Genomic DNA, 16850 nt, shown 5'->3' on the forward strand with positions numbered 1-16850 from the left:
CCGCGGCGGCCAGGGCCGCGAGGTCGTGCCATTGCGGATTGGCCCGCGCCATGTGGCCGAGCAGGCGGCCGGGCGTTCCGCCGGCGGGCTCGTCGAAGAGGAACGGCAGGTGCGAGGCCTGCGGCAGGCCCTGGGCCGAGACCGTCACCAGCAGGCCGAAGCTGTTGTCGCGGATCAGCGCGCCGGCCGCCGCATCGTCCAAGCGGAAGATCTCCGGGACGTACATGGCGCCCTCCCATCTTCTCGATCCGACCTGATTAACAGCCGATCGGCCCTATGAGAAGGTCCGGTAATCGAAGGACTCTGGGGCCAATTGGCAGGCCCTCCATACATTATGGTGCCGAGCGCGGGCCGTCCCCTTTGGTGGTGCCGCACCCACTACCTCGCTCTCACGAGGAAAAAAGAGGATCGGCGTCAAGGCCGCGAGGCGCCGGGCGGGCGAAGCGGGATGATCAAGTGTCGGCTTATCTTCAGGCCCGGAACAGTTTCAGGCGGCTGCCGCCGGCGACCAGGCGGTAGGCGGCCAGGGCCGCGACGCCGTAGACCGCGTTGAGGGAGAGCACGAGGTGCCAGGGCGCGCCGGCGCCGAAGACGAACTTGGCGAGCAGCGAGGGGATCACGGTCAGCAGGGCCAGGGCCGCCCAGGGCGCGAGGCGGCCGCGGACCAGGCGCAGGCTCAAGGGGATCGCCAGGGCGACCGCCAGCGCGACGGCGTAGCGGCCCGGGACCAGGGCGAGGCGGATCAGGTCCGGGTTGACGAAGGCCGCGGCGGCCAGGGCATTGGCGAGGGTCCCGGCGATGCCGGCGACAAACAGCGCGAGAAGGAGTCGGATGCTCATGACCCTGAAATAGGGAGGTGCCCGCCCGTCCGCGAGGCCCCGATCGACGACGCCTCGGCGCCGGGCGCGGCCGTCAGACCTTGCGCTGGACCATGAGCTGCTTGATCTCGCCGATGGCCTTGGCCGGGTTCAGGCCCTTGGGGCAGGTCTTGGTGCAGTTCATGATGGTGTGGCAGCGGTAGAGCCGGAAGGGGTCCTCCAGCTGGTCCAGGCGCTCGCCGGTGAACTCGTCGCGGCTGTCGGCGATCCAGCGGTAGGCCTGAAGCAGGATCGCCGGGCCCAGGTAGCGGTCGCCGTTCCACCAGTAGCTGGGGCAGGAGGTCGAGCAGCAGAAGCAGAGGATGCACTCCCAAAGACCGTCGAGCTCGGCCCGCTCCTCCGGGCTCTGCAGGCGCTCGCGCTCCGGCGCCGGGGTGGTCGCCTTGAGCCAGGGCTCGATCGAAGCGTACTGGGTGTAGGCCTGGGTCAGGTCGGGCACCAGGTCCTTGACCACCGGCATGTGCGGCAGGGGATAGACCTTCACGTCGCCGGAGACGTCGCTGATGTACTTGGTGCAGGCCAGCGTGTTGGTCCCGTCGATGTTCATGGCGCAGGAGCCGCAGACCCCCTCGCGGCAGGAGCGCCGGAAGGTCAGGGTCGGGTCGATCTCGTTCTTGATCTTGATCAGGGCGTCCAAGACCATCGGCCCGCAGTCCTCGAGGTCGAGCTCGTAGGTATCGACCTGGGGATTGGCGCCGTCGTCCGGGTTCCAGCGGTAGACCTTGAAGGTCCGGGTCTGCTTGGCCCCCTCCGGCTTCGGCCAGGCCTTGCCGGCGTTGATCTTGGAGTTCGCGGGCAGTGCGAATTCAACCATGTGGATCTGGCTCTCCGCTTGCTCTTCTAAGTTTGCAACGACCGGCGCCGTTTTCCCCGAATGTCATTGCCGGGCTTGACCCGGCAATCCATGGCGCAAGCGGCTCGATGGATGCCCGGATCAAGTCCGGGCATGACAGAAGAGAAAATTGGTGCCGGCTGCACGGCAAGGACGCTCATTCAATAGACCCGCGCCTTGGGCGGGAAGGACTGGACCTCGTTGGTCATGGGCTGGAGGGTGACCGAGCGGTAGGCGAAGTCGACCTGGCCCTTGTCGTCGAGGAAGGCCAGGGTGTGCTTCATCCAGTTCTCGTCGTCGCGGTCGGGGAAATCCTCGCGGGCGTGGGCGCCGCGGCTTTCCTGCCGGTTGGCCGCCGACTTCATGGTCACCATGGCCTGGGCCATGAGATTGTCGAGCTCCAGGGTCTCGACCAGGTCCGAGTTCCAGATCATCGAGCGGTCGGCGACCCTGACGTCCGGGCGCCGCTCCCAGACCGCGTCCAGCTTCTGCACGCCTTCGTCCAGGGTCTCGCCGGTGCGGAAGACCGCGGCGTGGGTCTGCATGGCGCGCTGCATCTCCAGGCGCAGCTCGGCGGTCGGGGTGGCGCCGTCGGCGTGGCGCAGCCTGTCGAAGCGGGTCAGGGCGGGCTCGTCGGCGTCGTCGGGCAGGGGCCGGTGGCTCTCGCCCGGCTTGACGATCTCGGCGCAGCGGAGGGCCGCGGCGCGGCCGAAGACCACAAGGTCGAGCAGGGAGTTGGAGCCCAGGCGGTTGGCGCCGTGGACCGAGACGCAGGCCGCCTCGCCGACCGCCATCAGCCCGGAGACCGTCGAAGTGTCGGCGCCGTTGGCCTTGGCGGTGGTCAGGACCTCGCCGTGGTAGTTGGCCGGGACCCCGCCCATGTTGTAGTGGCAGGTCGGCAGCACCGGGATCGGCTCCTTGGTGACGTCGACCCCGGCGAAGATCTTGGCCGATTCCGAGATCCCCGGCAGGCGCTCGGCCAGGAGATCGGGATCCAGATGCTCCAGGTGCAGGTGGATGTGGTCGCCGTTGGGGCCGACCCCGCGGCCCTCGCGGATCTCCATGGTCATGGAGCGGCTGACCACGTCGCGGCTGGCCAGGTCCTTGGCCGAGGGCGCGTAGCGCTCCATGAAGCGTTCGCCCTCGGAGTTCCTGAGGATGCCGCCCTCGCCGCGGGCGCCCTCGGTGATCAGACAGCCGGCGCCGTAGATCCCGGTCGGATGGAACTGCACGAACTCCATGTCCTGGCAGGGCAGCCCGGCGCGCAGGGCCATGGCGTTGCCGTCGCCGGTCTGGGTGTGGGCGCCGGTGCAGGAGAAGTAGACCCGGCCGTAGCCGCCGGTCGCCAGCAGGGTCATCTGCGCCCGGAAGCGGTGGATCGTGCCGTCGTCCAGGTTCCAGGCGACGACCCCGCGGCAGCCGCCGTCGTCCATCATGAGGTCGATGGCGAAGTACTCGATGAAGAACTCCGCGTGGTTGCGCAGGCTCTGCTGGTAGAGGGTGTGCAGCATGGCATGGCCGGTGCGGTCGGCCGCGGCGCAGGTGCGCTGGGCGATGCCCTCCCCGAACTGGGTGGTCATGCCGCCGAAGGGCCGCTGGTAGATCTTGCCGGCCTCGGTCCGGCTGAATGGCACGCCGTAGTGCTCCAGCTCGATGATGGCCGGGATCGCCTCGCGGGTCATGTACTCGATGGCGTCCTGGTCGCCGAGCCAATCGGAGCCCTTGACCGTGTCGTACATATGCCAGCGCCAGTCGTCCTCGCCCATGTTGCCCAACGCCGCCGAGATCCCGCCTTGGGCGGCCACGGTATGGCTGCGGGTCGGGAAGACCTTGGAGATGCAGGCGGTCTTCAGGCCGGCCTCGGCCAGCCCCAGGGTCGCGCGCAGGCCGGCACCGCCGGCGCCGATGACGACGACGTCGTAGGTGTGATCGATGATGTCGTAGGCCTTGGTCATTCCGGATCAGCTCCGAAAGAGAATGGTCAGCACGGACAGCAACGCCGCCAATCCTAATACGATGGCGAGGGCCTTGGTGATCAGCAGCACGGCGAGTTTACGCGCCTCGCCATGTATGTAGTCCTCAACCACCACCTGGACACCCAAGGCCGCATGATAGAAGACCGTGACGATCAGCAGGATCAACAGCCCACCGTTGACCGGCTGGCCGACCCAGGCACGGAAGGTGACGTAGTCGGCCCCGGCCAGGCTCGCGACCGCGGCGCAGAACCAGAGGGTCAGCGGGATCAGGGCGAGGGCGGTGAGCCGCTGCGCCCACCAGTGGCCGACGCCGTCCTTGGCGGTGCCGAGGCCGCGCACCCGGCCCAGGGGGGAGCGCAGGCTCACGACCCGCCTCCCGCGGCGCCGGCGAGCGCGGCGTAGCCCCAGACCCAGGCCAGCAGGGTCAGCGCGACCGCCGCCGCCAGGACCGCCCAGCCGGACGCGTAAGCGGACTTCAGCTCGTAGCCGTAGCCGGCGTCCCAGAAGAGGTGCCGGATGCCGTTGCAGAGGTGATAGAAGAGCGCCAGGGTCCAGCCGAAGAGCAAGAGCCGGCCGATCACCGAGGAGATCGCGGCCTGGGCGGTGGCATAGGCCTCGGGACCGGTCGCCGCGGCGACCAGCCACCAGACCAGCAGCAGCGTGCCGATCGCCAGCGCCACACCGGTCAAGCGGTGGGTGATCGACAGAATCGAGGTCAGCTGCGGCCGGTAGACCTGGAGATGTGGCGAAAGGGGCCGGTTCTGGGTGGTCATCGGGAGGGTCTCGCCATCGATTGTTGCACTGCACTACGCCGCGGCTGCAGAACTGGTTTAATCGCCGCTCCCGGCCACGTCAACGCGAGCGGGCCTTCGCACCCCGGGCGGTCGGCGGGCCGGGCGAGGCAAAGGGGCTCGTCGATTCGGCCGCGGAAGCGGGCCCGAAGACAATCCGCAGGCATCGCTTTGAGATAGCGATACAATCCCAGCCTTGTGGATAGTTCGGTGGAAAAATTGTTGGGGTTTTGTGCACGGCGGCCCGCGTTATGCACAGAAAACTGGCGGATTTCCTGGTTTTTTCCTTGCTGGCGTTAACCTTTCGCGCGACCCTGAACGCGCACGTGAGAGTGCTGGGGGGCCGCAAGCGACGCGAAAGTCTTGCGGACTTTGTTCGAAAGGCCGACGCCCGCCGAGGTTCCCCAGGGGCTGTCATCCGGTCCCGGTGGGGGGTTTGCTCTTCATCGCGATCCGACGGCTTCGCAAGGCAGCGTTTGCCGCCCGCCGGTTGACGCTGCCGCTTCGGAAGGCAGAGGTGCCGTTGCGCATCATCGGCCTTTCGGCCGGGGCATCCACCCTCCCTGCGCGGGACGGATGCGCCGACTGGGCGGCGGGATCCTTCGGGATCCCGGGCCCGCCGAAATCCTCGAGGGTCCTCGGGCCCATCGCCAGGGTTCGGCAGGTCGGTCCGGTGTCGCTCGGGGCTTGCCCCGCTCGATCTCGGGCCCGTCCGTGGCGAACCGGCCGTCGCCGCGAGGCTCGTCCTCGAGGCAACGGTGCGGGGGCGCCGCCGGAAGCGTCGCGCGCCGCGGGACCGCCCTCCGAGGTGGGTCTTCGGTCCCTTCGGGGACCGGCGTCCGCACCGCTGCCGCTGTCGGGGTCGCCAGGTCCGATTGCCGGCGCGTGACGGTCGAAAGTCCCGCCACTCTCACATGCCGGAACCGGCAACGGTTCCTGAAGCGTCGGGGTCGTGCCCTCCTCCAGGGCGCATGTGATGGGTCTCCCATCACAACCCCGGCGCTTCATGATTCCGGGTCCGGTGTTCTCGATGCCAAGACCTACCGCGGCAGCAGCACCCAGTAGTCCAGGTCCAGCAGCACCGCCGGATGGTACTTGCCCTCGGCGTCCTTCAGGGGAAAGTCGGCGCAGGCAAGGTCCTTGGCGGCGACCGTGCGCAGCCGCAGGGCGCCGCAATCCGCGCGGCCCGGCAGTTCGACGGTCTCCAGCACCTCCGACCAGGCGTAGAGGGTGTCGCCGGCGAAACAGGGGGCGACGTGGCGGCCGCCGTTGATGGCCAGGATCCGCACCGCGTTGGCCAGGCCGTTGAAGCTGAGCGCCCGGGCGAGCGAGATCACGTGGCCGCCGTAGACCAGGCGCCGGCCGAAGCGGCTGTCCTCGGCCAAGTGCTGATTGAAGTGGACCTTGGCCGTGTTCTGATAGAGCCGGGTCGCCAGCTGGTGCTCGGCCTCCTCCAGGGTCATGCCGTCGACGTGGTCGATCTTCTCGCCCAGGGCGTAGTCGCCCCAGCGGTGGCGCGCGCCGCCGGCCTCCAAGTCGTAGCCGGCGAAGTCCAGACCCGCGGGAAGGGTCAACGCCGCGCCCTCCACGCGCGCGGGCAGGTCCGGCACCACCGGGTCGGGTGCCGGCGCCGCCGGATCGCGCTTGGCCACCATGACCCAGCGGACGTAGTCGAGCACGACCTCGCCGTCCTGCTTGCGGCCGGTCGAGCGGAGGTAGACCACGCCGGTCTTGCGGTTGGAGTTCTCCTTGACGCCGATGACCTCGCTGACCGTCGACAGGGTGTCGCCGGGATAGACCGGCGCCCCGAAGCGGCCGTCCGCATAGCCGAGGTTGGCGACGGCGTTGAGCGAGACGTCGGGCACGGTCTTCCCGAAGACGACGTGGAAGACCAGCAGGTCGTCGAGCGGCGCCTGGCGGTGGCCAAGAGCCCGCGCGAAGACGTCCGAGGACTGCAGGGCGAAGCAGCCGCCGGTCAGCGCGGTGTAGAGCGCCTGGTCGCCGGCCGTCACCGTGCGCGGCGTCGCGTGGGTCAGGACCTGCCCGACCCGGAAGTCCTCGAAGAAGTTGCCCGGGTTGGTCTTGCTCATTGCGCGGCCGCCGACTCCAGCTCGGCGATGGCCTCGGCCAGGGCCACCGTGCGCTGCGCCGCCTCGACGTGCAGGTTCTCGATCAGCTTGCCGTCGAGCACCACCACGCCCGCGCCCGCCGCCGTAGCCTCGGCGTGGGCGGCGATGATCTTGTGGGCCTGCTCGACCTCGGCCGGCGAGGGCGCGAAGGCCGCGTTGGCCGCGGCAATGGTCTTGGGATGGATCAGGGTCTTGCCGTCGAAGCCGAGCTCCTTGCCCTGGACGCAGGCGGCCGAGAAGCCCTCGTCGTCCTGGAGGTCCAGATGGACGCCGTCGAGGATCGCCTGGCCGTGGGCGCGGGCCGCCAGGATGCAGAGCGACAGCGAGGTCAGCACCGGCAGGCGCTGCGGTGTGTGGGCGGCCTGCAGGTCCTTCACCAGGTCCGAGGTGCCCATGACCAGGCAGGCGATGCGCTTGGAGGCGCCGGCGACCTCCTTGGCGTTGAGCATGCCGAGCGGGGTCTCCATCATGCACCAGATCGCCGTGCGCTCGGGCGCGCCGGCCTCGGCCATGATGGCCTCAAGCTCGGCGACCATGGCCGCGGTCTCGACCTTGGGCAGCAGGATCGCGTCGGGCCCGCAGGCCGCGGCCGCGGCGACGTCGTCCCGGCCCCAGGGCGTGTCCAGCCCGTTGACCCGGATCGCCAGCTCGCGCCGGCCGTAGCCGCCGGCGGTGACCGCCGCGGCGATCTGGCCGCGGGCGGTCTCCTTGGCGTCGGGGGCGACCGCGTCCTCCAGGTCGAGGATCAGGGCGTCGGCCGGCAGGCTGCGCCCCTTCTCCAGGGCGCGGGCGTTGGAGCCCGGCATGTAGAGCACGCTGCGGCGCGGACGGGCGGTCGCATCCATGGAAATCTCCCCCTTCTTTAGCCCCTGTCCCCCGAAACCGGCGCGGACTATAACCATTGCGGGCCGCCTGGCAAGCGGGCGGCCCGACAGAGACGGAACCGCCATGGCCATCCTTTCGATCCAGTCCCACGTCGCCTACGGGCATGTCGGCAACGCCGCCGTGGTCTTCCTGCTGCAGCGCCTCGGCCTCGAGGTCTGGCCGGTGATGACCGTGCAGCTGTCGAACCACCGCGGCTACGAGAGCAGCCGCGGCCGGGCCTTTTCGGCCGCGGAGCTGCGCGAGGTGATTCTCGGCATCGGCGAGCGCGGCGTGCTGGCGGACTGCCAGGCAGTGCTGTCGGGCTATCTCGGAGAGGCCGCGGTCGGCGACGTGGTCCTGGAAGCGCTGGCGGCGGTGCGCGCGGCCAACCCGACGGCGGTCTTCTGCTGCGACCCGGTGATGGGCGACCAGGGGCGAGGCCTCTACGTCCAAGACGAGGTGCCGGACTTCTTCCGCGACCGGGCGGTGCCGGCGGCCGACATCCTGACCCCGAACCTCTTCGAGCTGGCGCAGCTGAGCGGCCGGCAAATCGAGGGCCTAGAGGACGCGCTGGAGGCCGCCCGCGGCCTGCTCGAGCGCGGGCCGCGCATCGTGCTGGTCACCAGCCTGCGGCATCCGGAGTCCGCCTACGACGAGATCGGCATGCTGGCGGTGACCGGTGACGCGGCCTACCGGGTCGCGACGCCGCGCCTGCCGCTGGACCCGGCGCCGAACGGCGCCGGCGATTCCGTGGCCGCGCTTTTCCTCGGCCACCTGCTCCAGGGCTGCTCGGTCGAGGCCGCCCTGGCCAACGCCGCCGCCGGAATCTTCGCGATCCTGAGCGCCACCGGGATCGCTGAAAGCCGGGAACTGCAGATCGTCGCCGCGCAGGAGGCTTTGCTGAAGCCGTCGGTGACCTTCGAGGTCGAGCGGATCGGGTGACGCGGGCGCGCCCGAAAGGGGTCCGCTGCGCCTAGGAATCGAGCGAAACGACAAGCATCTGCACAAGAATTGTGCGCTGCGGTAAGAAAACGAAAGTCCGACCTGGAAACTGCCTCACTTTGTTGCGATGCAGCAAGAAAAGGCTTCCCAGCAACATTGGCTTAAGCTAGAAATGGTGCAGGGCAGCGAGCACGTTGCTGGCTGCCCTGCTTCCGAAATGGCTTTGCCTCCCCTTTTGGGGCCACCTTCGCGGTGGCCCCATCTTTTCTTTGCGGGCAAAGCCCTTCAACCTATCGCGCGGGCCGGAGGGCAAACAAGTAAGGGAAAACCCTTGCCTCGGCTTCGCCTCCGCGGCGGCCCCTGGCCGGGCGGCCGGGCTTTCCGCCGCTATTCCGCGGCGGCGTGCTGGCCCGGCTCCAGGTAGTCCTCGATCAGGGCCTCGGCGATCTGAACCGCGTTGAGCGCCGCGCCCTTGCGCAGGTTGTCCGAGACCACCCAGAGGCTGAGCCCATTCTCGACCGTCGGGTCCTCGCGCAGGCGGCTGACGAAGACGGCGTCGTCGCCGGCCGCTTCGACCGGGGTGACGTAGCCCTCGTCGGCGCGGTGGTCGATGACGGTGACCCCCGGCGCCTCGCGCAGGGCGGCGCGCGCCTCCTCGACCGAGATCGAGGCCTCGAACTCCAGGTTGATCGCCTCGCCGTGGCCGATGAAGACCGGCACCCGCACGCAGGTCGCGGTGAGCTTGATCGCCGGATCGAGGATCTTCTTGGTCTCGACCATCATCTTCCACTCTTCCTTGGTGGCGCCGTCCTCCATGAAGACGTCGCAGTGGGGGATGACGTTGAAGGCGATCTGCTTGGTGAAGTTCTCCTTGACGATGGGATCGTTGACGTAGATCGCCTTGGTCTGGTTGAAGAGCTCGTCCATGGCATCTCGGCCCGAACCGGAGGTCGACTGGTAGGTCGCGACCACGACCCGGGTGATGCCGGCGAGGTCATGCAGGGGCTTGAGCGCGACCACCATCTGGATGGTCGAGCAGTTCGGGTTGGCGATGATGTTGCGCCGGCTGTAGGCGGCGATGGCGTCGCGGTTGACCTCCGGCACCACCAGCGGCACGTCCGGGTCCATGCGGAAGTGGGAGGTGTTGTCGATCACCACCGCACCGGCCTTGGCGGCGCGCGGCGCGTGCTTGGCCGAGACCTTGGCGCCCGGCGAGGACAGCACAATGTCGATGCCCTTGAAGTCGAAGCCCGCCAGATTCTGCACCTTGAGCTCCTCGTCCTCGCCGAAGGAGACCTTGGAGCCCGCCGAGCGCGAGGAGGCCAGGGCGACCACCTCGTCCGCCGGAAACTGCCGCTCCCAGAGCGTGTTCAGGAGTTCTCGGCCCACGTTGCCCGTGGCGCCGACCACCGCGACCTTGTAGCCCATGGCCAGACTTCCAATTAGAATGTGACCGGATCGATTGACCTACGCGTTCGGCGGCGGAATTTCAAGCACGAGCGCGCGCGGGAGGGCGAAAAACATGGCCAAGCTGGCCGCCAGCTACAGCGAGTTCTGGCCGATCTACCTGCGCGAGCACAGCCGGCCGGCGACCCGGGGCCTGCACTACCTGGGCACCGGCCTGGGCCTGACGCTACTGGCCGCGGCCGTCGTCACCGCCGACTGGCGCCTGCTACCGGCGGCCCTGGTGGCGGGCTATGCCTTCGCCTGGATCGGCCACGCCCTGGTCGAGCGCAACCGCCCGGCGACCTTCAGCCACCCGCTCTGGTCCTTCGTCAGCGACTTCCGCATGTTCGGCCTCTGGGCCAGCGGCCGCCTGGGCCGCGAGCTGGCCCGTCACGGCCTGGCGTGAGCCGCGACAGAAAGGGGCCGCCCCGCAGGACGGCCCCCTTGACGCGTTCTTCGGCCCCGGCCTCAGAAGATGATCCGGCCGGAGAAGGTGACGATGTCGATGTGCTGGTCGTAGCTCGCGTCGAGGTTGCCGCGAACCACGTTGTTTGGGTCGTCGTCGGTCCTCAAGTTGACGTCGCCGTCCTTCATGAAGATGTGGGTGTAGGACAGGGTCAGCTCCATCCAGTCGTTGGGCTGGTAGCCGGCGCCGACCGAGATCCAATAGCGGTCGTTGCCCGGAACCCGGGGCGTACGGGTGCTGGTCGGGATCGGCGTCTCGTCGTAGGCAACGCCAAAGCGCAGGCTCAGGCCTTCGACCGCCTCGGGCCGGTAGGTGGTGCCGAGGGCAACGAAGACGGCATCGTTCCAATCCTCGACCGTGACGGCATCATCTTGAGCGGGGTTGTCGAAATCGATCCGCAGCTCGTTGAACTCGCTCCAGTCGGTCCAGGCGAACTCGGCCATGACCGACCATTCCTGGCCGATGTCCTGATGGAAGCCCATGCTGAGGATCGCCGGTGAGTTGAAGTCGGCGTTGGCATCGGTGGACACGAACTGCCCGGTGACGGCCGAAACATCTTGTCCGACCGCGCTCAGGTCGAAATCGACGTTGCCCTCGATGTCGTAGTTGATCTTGGAGCGGTAGGTCAGGCCGACCCGCGCGCCCTCCCACATGTCGAGCATGAGTCCGGCGTTCCAACCGAAGGCGACATCGTCGCCGCGAAGGTTCGATGCGCCGTCGTCGGCGAAACTGCCCGGCGTGCCGGGCACGATGGGGGCACCTCCTGCAGCAAGCAGGGTCGAGATGGTGCCGAAGTCGATGGCGTTCTTGAGCTGGGTCTCGGTATAGCCGATCTGCAGCCCGGCCGCGACCGACAGCGGTTCGAGCGGCCGGAAGGCGACCACCGGGTTGATGTTGACGGTTTCCAGCTCCGAGCGGGTGCCGTGGTAGCGGCCGACGAAGTCGTCGTCGTTGTCGGTGATCAGCCCGAAAGGCAGGGTGATGCCGAGCCCCAGGCGCAGGCCCGGGATCAGGTCCTGCTCCGCGGCCCACATCGCGTAGAGGGCCGGCACCAGGGCGTCCTCCGCGATGTCCTTGGAGTTGGAATTGCCCTGGATCTGATTGCCGATGACGGTCGACGCCTCGGAGCCCTTGGCCCGCGAACTCGGCATGATGTAGCTGGCGACGGCCATGGCCTGGCTCTCGTCGTGGTAGGTCAGGCCCGCCGGGTTGAAGAACATGTAGCTGATGTCGTCGGCGCCGGCGGTGGCGCCGGCGAAGGCGTTGCCCTGGGCGGTCGAGCTCTGCTCCCGGATGAAGAAGCCCGAGGCCCAGGCGGTGTTGATGTTCAGTGAGACAAGCGCACAACTCAAGCCCGCGGCGAGCAGCCGCGGTGAGATTTTCCCAGCCATGAAACACTCCCCTTGTGTCCCGGCTTCGGCACCAGCCCCCAATGCGCCCACCGGTGTTTTCAGAAGTGCTGCATTTAAGCGAGCTTCGCCCGCAATCGCAACCGGGGATTAGGTAGGCGATTTCAGAAGGTTGGGGAGCGGGATGGACCCTAGCTCTCGGCTCTCGCCCGGTTTCCTTGCACCTGCTCCGCTTGGCGCAGGCTCCCGGTCCTCGGCACAGCGCGAAGACCGGCCCGAGGCGCCTGCCGCCGCAGCGCGGGCAGCGCGCAGCCAGGCGAGATGTCGAGGCTCGATGCACTTTATTCTTGTATTCATTTCCAGATTGGTGAAGCATGATTAACGCTACGGTTGAAAAACTCATATCCTGACCGGAGCGGGCAAGGTTTTCGCGGCCGTCCGGCGCCGCTTCCCGGAGCGCCGAAAGATCGCCTCGAGGGGGAATTGCCCGACATGCGTGCCGTCGAAGGGTTGGCTGCGGCCTCAAGCAGCTTCACAGCGAACGACAATCATAGCAAGAAAATCCTAAATAGGATAGTGTCCCTTTTATGCACGCGGCGGTCGCAGATTTTGAGCGGCTTCGTCTCCGCCGTCATCCTGGCCCTGGCCATCACCGCGCCGGTCGCCCGGGCCGAGACCGTGGCCGGGGTCACCGCCGGCGCGCTCTCGGTGGAGTCCTCGGGTGCGGCGCGCTACGCGGTGCCGATCGACGTGCCGCCGGGGGTCGCGGGCATGGAGCCGGACCTGTCGCTGGTCTACTCCAGCGGCGCGGGCAACGGCCTGCTCGGGCTCGGCTGGTCGCTCGGCGGGCTCTCGGTCATCCACCGCTGCGCCCGGACCCTTGCCCAGGACGGTGTCAACGGCGGGGTCAATCTGAACGCCGAGGACCGCTTTTGCCTCGACGGCCAGCGCCTGGTCGCGGTCAGCGGGGCCTACGGCGCCGACGGCACCGAGTACCGCACCGAGATCGACGGCTTCGCGCGGATCTTCTCCTACGGCACGGCCGGCACGGGCCCCGAGTCCTTCACGGTCGAGACCAAGTCGCGGCGGATCCTGGAGTACGGCGTCACCGCCGATTCCCGGGTCGAGCAGCAGGGCGGCGCCACGGTGCGCTTCTGGGCGCTCAACCGGGTCTTCGATCCGATGGGCAACATCATGGACCTGGTCTACGACGAGAACACGGCCGGTCAGACCTTCAAGATCCTGCGCATCGACTACGCCGGCAACTCCGCCGCCGGCACGACGCCCCAGAGCCAGGTCGCCTTCGTCTATGAGTCCCGCCCCGACCACCGCAGCGGCTACCTCGGCGGCTCGGTCCTCAATACCACCGAGCGCCTGCGGCGCATCGAGACCTGGACCGACGGCGCTCTGGTGCGCGAGTACCGCCTGACCTACGACATGAGCCAGAGGACCGGGCGCTCGCGCCTGCGCTCCATCACAGAATGCGAGGCCGCCGGGGACTGCCTGCGGCCGATCGCCTTCACCTGGACCTGGGCCGCGCCGGGCTGGGCCTCCGCCCCGGACTACATCCCGCCCTACGACACCGGCAAGAACGCGACCCGCTTCGTGGACGTGAACGGCGACGGCCTGATCGACGTCGTCTGGAAGGACGGCGCCGCCTCCCAGGGCGCCCACATCAACACCGGCAGCGGCTGGCAGAGCGATCCCAACTACGTCCCGCCCTACGACACCGAAACGGACGCGACCCTTTTCGTGGACGTGAACGGCGACGGCCTGGTCGACGTCGTCTGGAACAACGGCGCCGCCCAGGGCGCCCACATCAACACCGGCAGCGGCTGGCAGAGCGATGCCAACTACATTCCGCCCCACAACACCACGAACAGCGTCGTCCGCTTCGCCGAGCTGAACGGCGACGGCCTGCCGGACCTCCTCTGGCGGAGCGGCGGCTCGTGGGGTGCCAGAATCAACACCGGGACCGGCTGGCAAGACGCGCCCGGCTATGCGCCGCCCTACAGCACCGCCGGCATCACCGCACGCGTCGAGGATCTGAACGGCGACGGCCTGGCCGACTTCACCTACTGGTTCCGGGACTACGGGGGCGGCGATGTCTACGGCAGCTATATCAACAACGGCAGCGGCTGGACGTATGCGCCGGGGTACGCCGTCTGGGCTACAAACTACGAAGGCAGCCACATCGTCGACGTGAACGGCGATGGCCTGCCGGACAACTTTCACTGGTTTCAGGAGAGCGGTTCGGATCCGAGATTGGTCGCGCTCAACACCGGGACCAGATTCATCACTGCGCCCTACTATCCTCCTTTCGCGACGAGCCTAGCCGGCACGCATGTCGAGGACATAAACGGCGACGGCCTGCCGGACATGCTCGTTTGGCAGCAGAAGACCGGCTCCTCGGATGCGAGGGGCGCCGCCCTCAACACCGGCAACGGCTGGGCAAGCGAGCCCGCCTACAACCCGCCGACCCCAACGAACAACACCCGGACCCGCTTCCACGACGTGAACGGCGACGGCCTGCCCGACTTCATCTGGAAGACCGGCAGCACAAGCGGCGCGCAGCTGAACACCGGCGCCGTCGAGCTGCTTTCGTCGATCACCGATTCCCTCGGCCGGGTCACGACGATCGACTTCGCGCCGCTGACGGATCCCGGCGTCTACACCAAGGGCACGGGCGCGGTCTTTCCGGAAATCGACCTGCAGGTGCCGCTCTACGTGGTCGCCGAGGTCTCGACCGACGACGGGGTCGGGGGGCAGGCGCGGGAGACCTACGCCTACGAGGGCCTGAAGCTGCACCTGCAGGGCCGCGGCGCGCTGGGCTTCGCCCAGATGACCGCGGTCGACCAGCAAACCGGGATCACGACGGTCACGACCTACCGCCAGGACTTCCCCTTCATCGGCGGGGTCGAGACCAGCGAGACCCGCCTGGCCGACGGCACGATGGTCCGCAGCCTCGCCAACACCTGGGAAGAGACCCTGCTGAACGGCGGGCTCACGTCCTTCCCGCACGTCTCGGCCTCGACCGCCGAGGGCTACGAGATCAACGACGGCCCGGGCAATGCGCCGATCACCGCGACGACCACGACCACGCTCTACGACGACTTCGGCAACCCGACCAGCGTGGTCGCGACCACCAGCGGCGGCGGCGAGACCTTCAAGACCGAGACCGTCAACAGCTATACCAACGACACGCTCGACTGGTTCCTCGGCCAGCTCGACCGGGCCGAGGCGACCAACACCCTGCCGGACCTGAGCGCCGAGACCCGGGTCGCCGCTTTCGCCTACGACCCGGCCACCGGCCTCCTGACCCGGGAGGTGATCGAGCCCGACCAGGCGGCCTTCACGCTCACCAGCGACTACACCCACGACCTCTTCGGCAACCTGCTGACCGAGACGGTCAGCGGCGCCGACATCGCGACCCGCGTGACGACCAGCGGCTTCTCCGCCGACGGCCGCTTCGCGACCAGCCTGACCAACGACCTGAACCACGGCGAGACCCGGGACTTCGACCACCGCTTCGGCACGGTCACGCTCCTGACCGGGCCCAACGACATCACCACGACCTGGGACTACGACGGCTTCGGGCGCAAGGTCCGCGAGGCGCGGGCCGACGGCACCGAGACCCGCTGGGGCTACGACCTCTGCGTCGCCCAGTGCCCGCCGGGCGGCGTCTACGCGGTCAGCCAGCAGGACTTCAACACCGCCTCAGGCACCCCGATCGGCGCCCGCGCGGTCGAGTACTTCGACCTGCTCAACCGCAGCTTCCGCGCCGAGACCGAGGGCTTCGACGGCACCCGGATCTTCGCCGACACCGAGTTCAACGAACGCGGCGAGGTGGTCGCCACCTCCCGGCCCTACTTCGAGGGCACGGACCCGGCCGAGGTCCAGAAGGCGACCGCGACCCACGACGTCATCAGCCGGGTCCTGAGCGTCACCCAGCCCGATGAGGGGGTGGAGTCCGTCACCTATGCCGGCCTGACCACCACCTCGACCAACGCCCTCAACCAGAGCCGGACCCGCAGAGGCAACGCCCGCGGCGAGCTGGTCGAAGTCGTCGACAACCTGGGCACCGCGATCACCTACAGCTACGACCCCTTCGGCAACCTGGAGAAGACCGACGCGGGCGGGGTGGTCACGACCATGGACTACGACGTCCGGGGCCTGAAGACCTTCATGGACGACCCGGACATGGGGCAGTGGAGCTACGCCTACAACGTCCTGGGCGAGCTGACCTCGCAGACCGACGCCAAGGGCCAGAGCGTCGAGCTCTTCTACGACAGCCTGGGCCGCCTGACCCGGCGGATCGAGCCCGAGGGCACCACCGACTGGACCTACGACACCGCCGCCAAGGGCCTCGGCAAGCTTCACACGGTCTCGGCCCCGCACAGCGCCTACAGCATGATCCAGAACTACGACGGTCTGGGGCGGCCGAGCGCGACGACGACGACCATCGACGGGGTCGACTACAGCCAGGCGATGACCTACGACGGCGCCGGGCGGCCGGAGACCCTGACCTATCCCTCCGGCTTCGCGGTGCGTAACAGCTACAACGCCCGCGGCTACCTGTTATCGGTGTCGGAGGAGGGCGGGGCCACGGTCTTCTGGGAGGCCGACACGGTCAACGCCGAGGGCCAGGTGACCCAGGAGACCTTCGGCAACGGCGTGGTCACCAGCAACGCCTTCGACCCCAGGACCGGCCTGATCGACGCGATCTCGACCGACCTGGCCGGGGCCGTGATCCAGGACCTGGCCTATAGCTTCGACAAAATCGGCAACCTCGAGCAGCGCGCCGACCTGCGCCAGGACCGGCAGGAAGACTTCAACTACGACGGCCTCAACCGCCTGACCTCGACCAGCCTGGTCGACACCGCCCCCAGCGGCGGGACCCTGGCGACCACCGGCTACACCTACGACGCGCTCGGCAACCTCACGAGCAAGTCCGACGTCGGCACCTTCAGCTACGGCGGCCCGGGCGCCGGCCCGCACGCGGTGACCGGGGCCGGCGAGGACGGCTACCTCTATGACGCCAACGGCAACATGACCTCGCTCATCGCTGGCGGCGCGACCCACGGCCCGTCGGTTCTGGGGGCCAGGACGCAGACGGCGGGTTCCTTTTTTCCCGACGTGCTCATGGCCGGCTTTACGGTGCCGGAGGGTGAGAACCG

13 protein-coding genes are annotated in these 16850 nt (G+C 68.5%); 3 read left to right on the forward strand and 10 right to left on the reverse strand.

Features of this window, described 5'->3' with window-relative positions:
• The 8 genes from QNJ30_27295 to QNJ30_27330 form a co-directional block, all read right to left on the reverse strand.
• The coding region (locus tag QNJ30_27295) for an FMN-binding negative transcriptional regulator (protein MDJ0947172.1) at positions 1-226 on the reverse strand (226 nt) is incomplete at its 3' end.
• Positions 227-470: 244 nt separating this feature from the next.
• Positions 471-839, reverse strand: coding sequence for a hypothetical protein (locus QNJ30_27300; GenBank protein MDJ0947173.1), 369 nt, complete (start codon positions 837-839; stop codon positions 471-473).
• Positions 840-912: 73 nt separating this feature from the next.
• On the reverse strand, positions 913-1692 hold the full coding sequence (locus QNJ30_27305) for a succinate dehydrogenase iron-sulfur subunit (protein MDJ0947174.1): 780 nt from the start codon (positions 1690-1692) through the stop codon (positions 913-915).
• Between the two features lie 179 nt (positions 1693-1871).
• Positions 1872-3665, reverse strand: a complete 1794-nt coding sequence (gene sdhA, locus QNJ30_27310) for a succinate dehydrogenase flavoprotein subunit (GenBank protein ID MDJ0947175.1) — start codon at positions 3663-3665, stop codon at positions 1872-1874.
• 6 nt (positions 3666-3671) lie between these two features.
• Complete coding sequence (gene sdhD / locus QNJ30_27315; GenBank protein ID MDJ0947176.1) at positions 3672-4052, reverse strand: succinate dehydrogenase, hydrophobic membrane anchor protein; 381 nt, start codon at positions 4050-4052, stop codon at positions 3672-3674.
• Complete coding sequence (gene sdhC / locus QNJ30_27320; GenBank protein MDJ0947177.1) at positions 4049-4459, reverse strand: succinate dehydrogenase, cytochrome b556 subunit; 411 nt, start codon at positions 4457-4459, stop codon at positions 4049-4051. The genes sdhD and sdhC overlap by 4 nt, the downstream gene beginning before the upstream one ends.
• Positions 4460-5517: 1058 nt before the next feature.
• Positions 5518-6567, reverse strand: coding sequence for a MaoC family dehydratase (locus tag QNJ30_27325; protein MDJ0947178.1), 1050 nt, complete (start codon positions 6565-6567; stop codon positions 5518-5520).
• Positions 6564-7451, reverse strand: a complete 888-nt coding sequence (locus QNJ30_27330) for a CoA ester lyase (protein MDJ0947179.1) — start codon at positions 7449-7451, stop codon at positions 6564-6566. The genes QNJ30_27325 and QNJ30_27330 overlap by 4 nt, the downstream gene beginning before the upstream one ends.
• Positions 7452-7554: 103 nt before the next feature.
• Here QNJ30_27330 and pdxY point away from each other — a divergent pair, with 103 nt between their 5' ends.
• Complete coding sequence (gene pdxY, locus QNJ30_27335) at positions 7555-8412, forward strand: pyridoxal kinase PdxY (GenBank protein ID MDJ0947180.1); 858 nt, start codon at positions 7555-7557, stop codon at positions 8410-8412.
• A gap of 387 nt (positions 8413-8799) precedes the next feature.
• Here the strand turns inward: pdxY and QNJ30_27340 are convergent, their stop codons facing one another.
• The gene (locus QNJ30_27340; GenBank protein ID MDJ0947181.1) at positions 8800-9840 is read right to left on the reverse strand and encodes an aspartate-semialdehyde dehydrogenase; all 1041 of its coding nucleotides are present in this window, start codon (positions 9838-9840) and stop codon (positions 8800-8802) included.
• Between the two features lie 94 nt (positions 9841-9934).
• On the opposite strand from QNJ30_27340, the gene QNJ30_27345 reads away from it, so the two are divergent.
• Positions 9935-10264 carry a DUF962 domain-containing protein gene (locus QNJ30_27345; protein MDJ0947182.1) on the forward strand — a complete coding sequence of 110 codons (330 nt, stop codon included), beginning with the start codon at positions 9935-9937 and terminating at the stop codon, positions 10262-10264.
• Positions 10265-10326: 62 nt separating this feature from the next.
• Here the strand turns inward: QNJ30_27345 and QNJ30_27350 are convergent, their stop codons facing one another.
• Complete coding sequence (locus QNJ30_27350; protein ID MDJ0947183.1) at positions 10327-11715, reverse strand: OmpP1/FadL family transporter; 1389 nt, start codon at positions 11713-11715, stop codon at positions 10327-10329.
• Positions 11716-12282: 567 nt separating this feature from the next.
• Between QNJ30_27350 and QNJ30_27355 the strand changes: the two genes are divergently transcribed.
• The coding region (locus tag QNJ30_27355; protein MDJ0947184.1) for an FG-GAP-like repeat-containing protein at positions 12283-16850 on the forward strand (4568 nt) is incomplete at its 3' end.

Source organism: Kiloniellales bacterium (assembly GCA_030066685.1).
Classification (GTDB): Bacteria; Pseudomonadota; Alphaproteobacteria; order Kiloniellales; family JAKSBE01; genus JAKSBE01.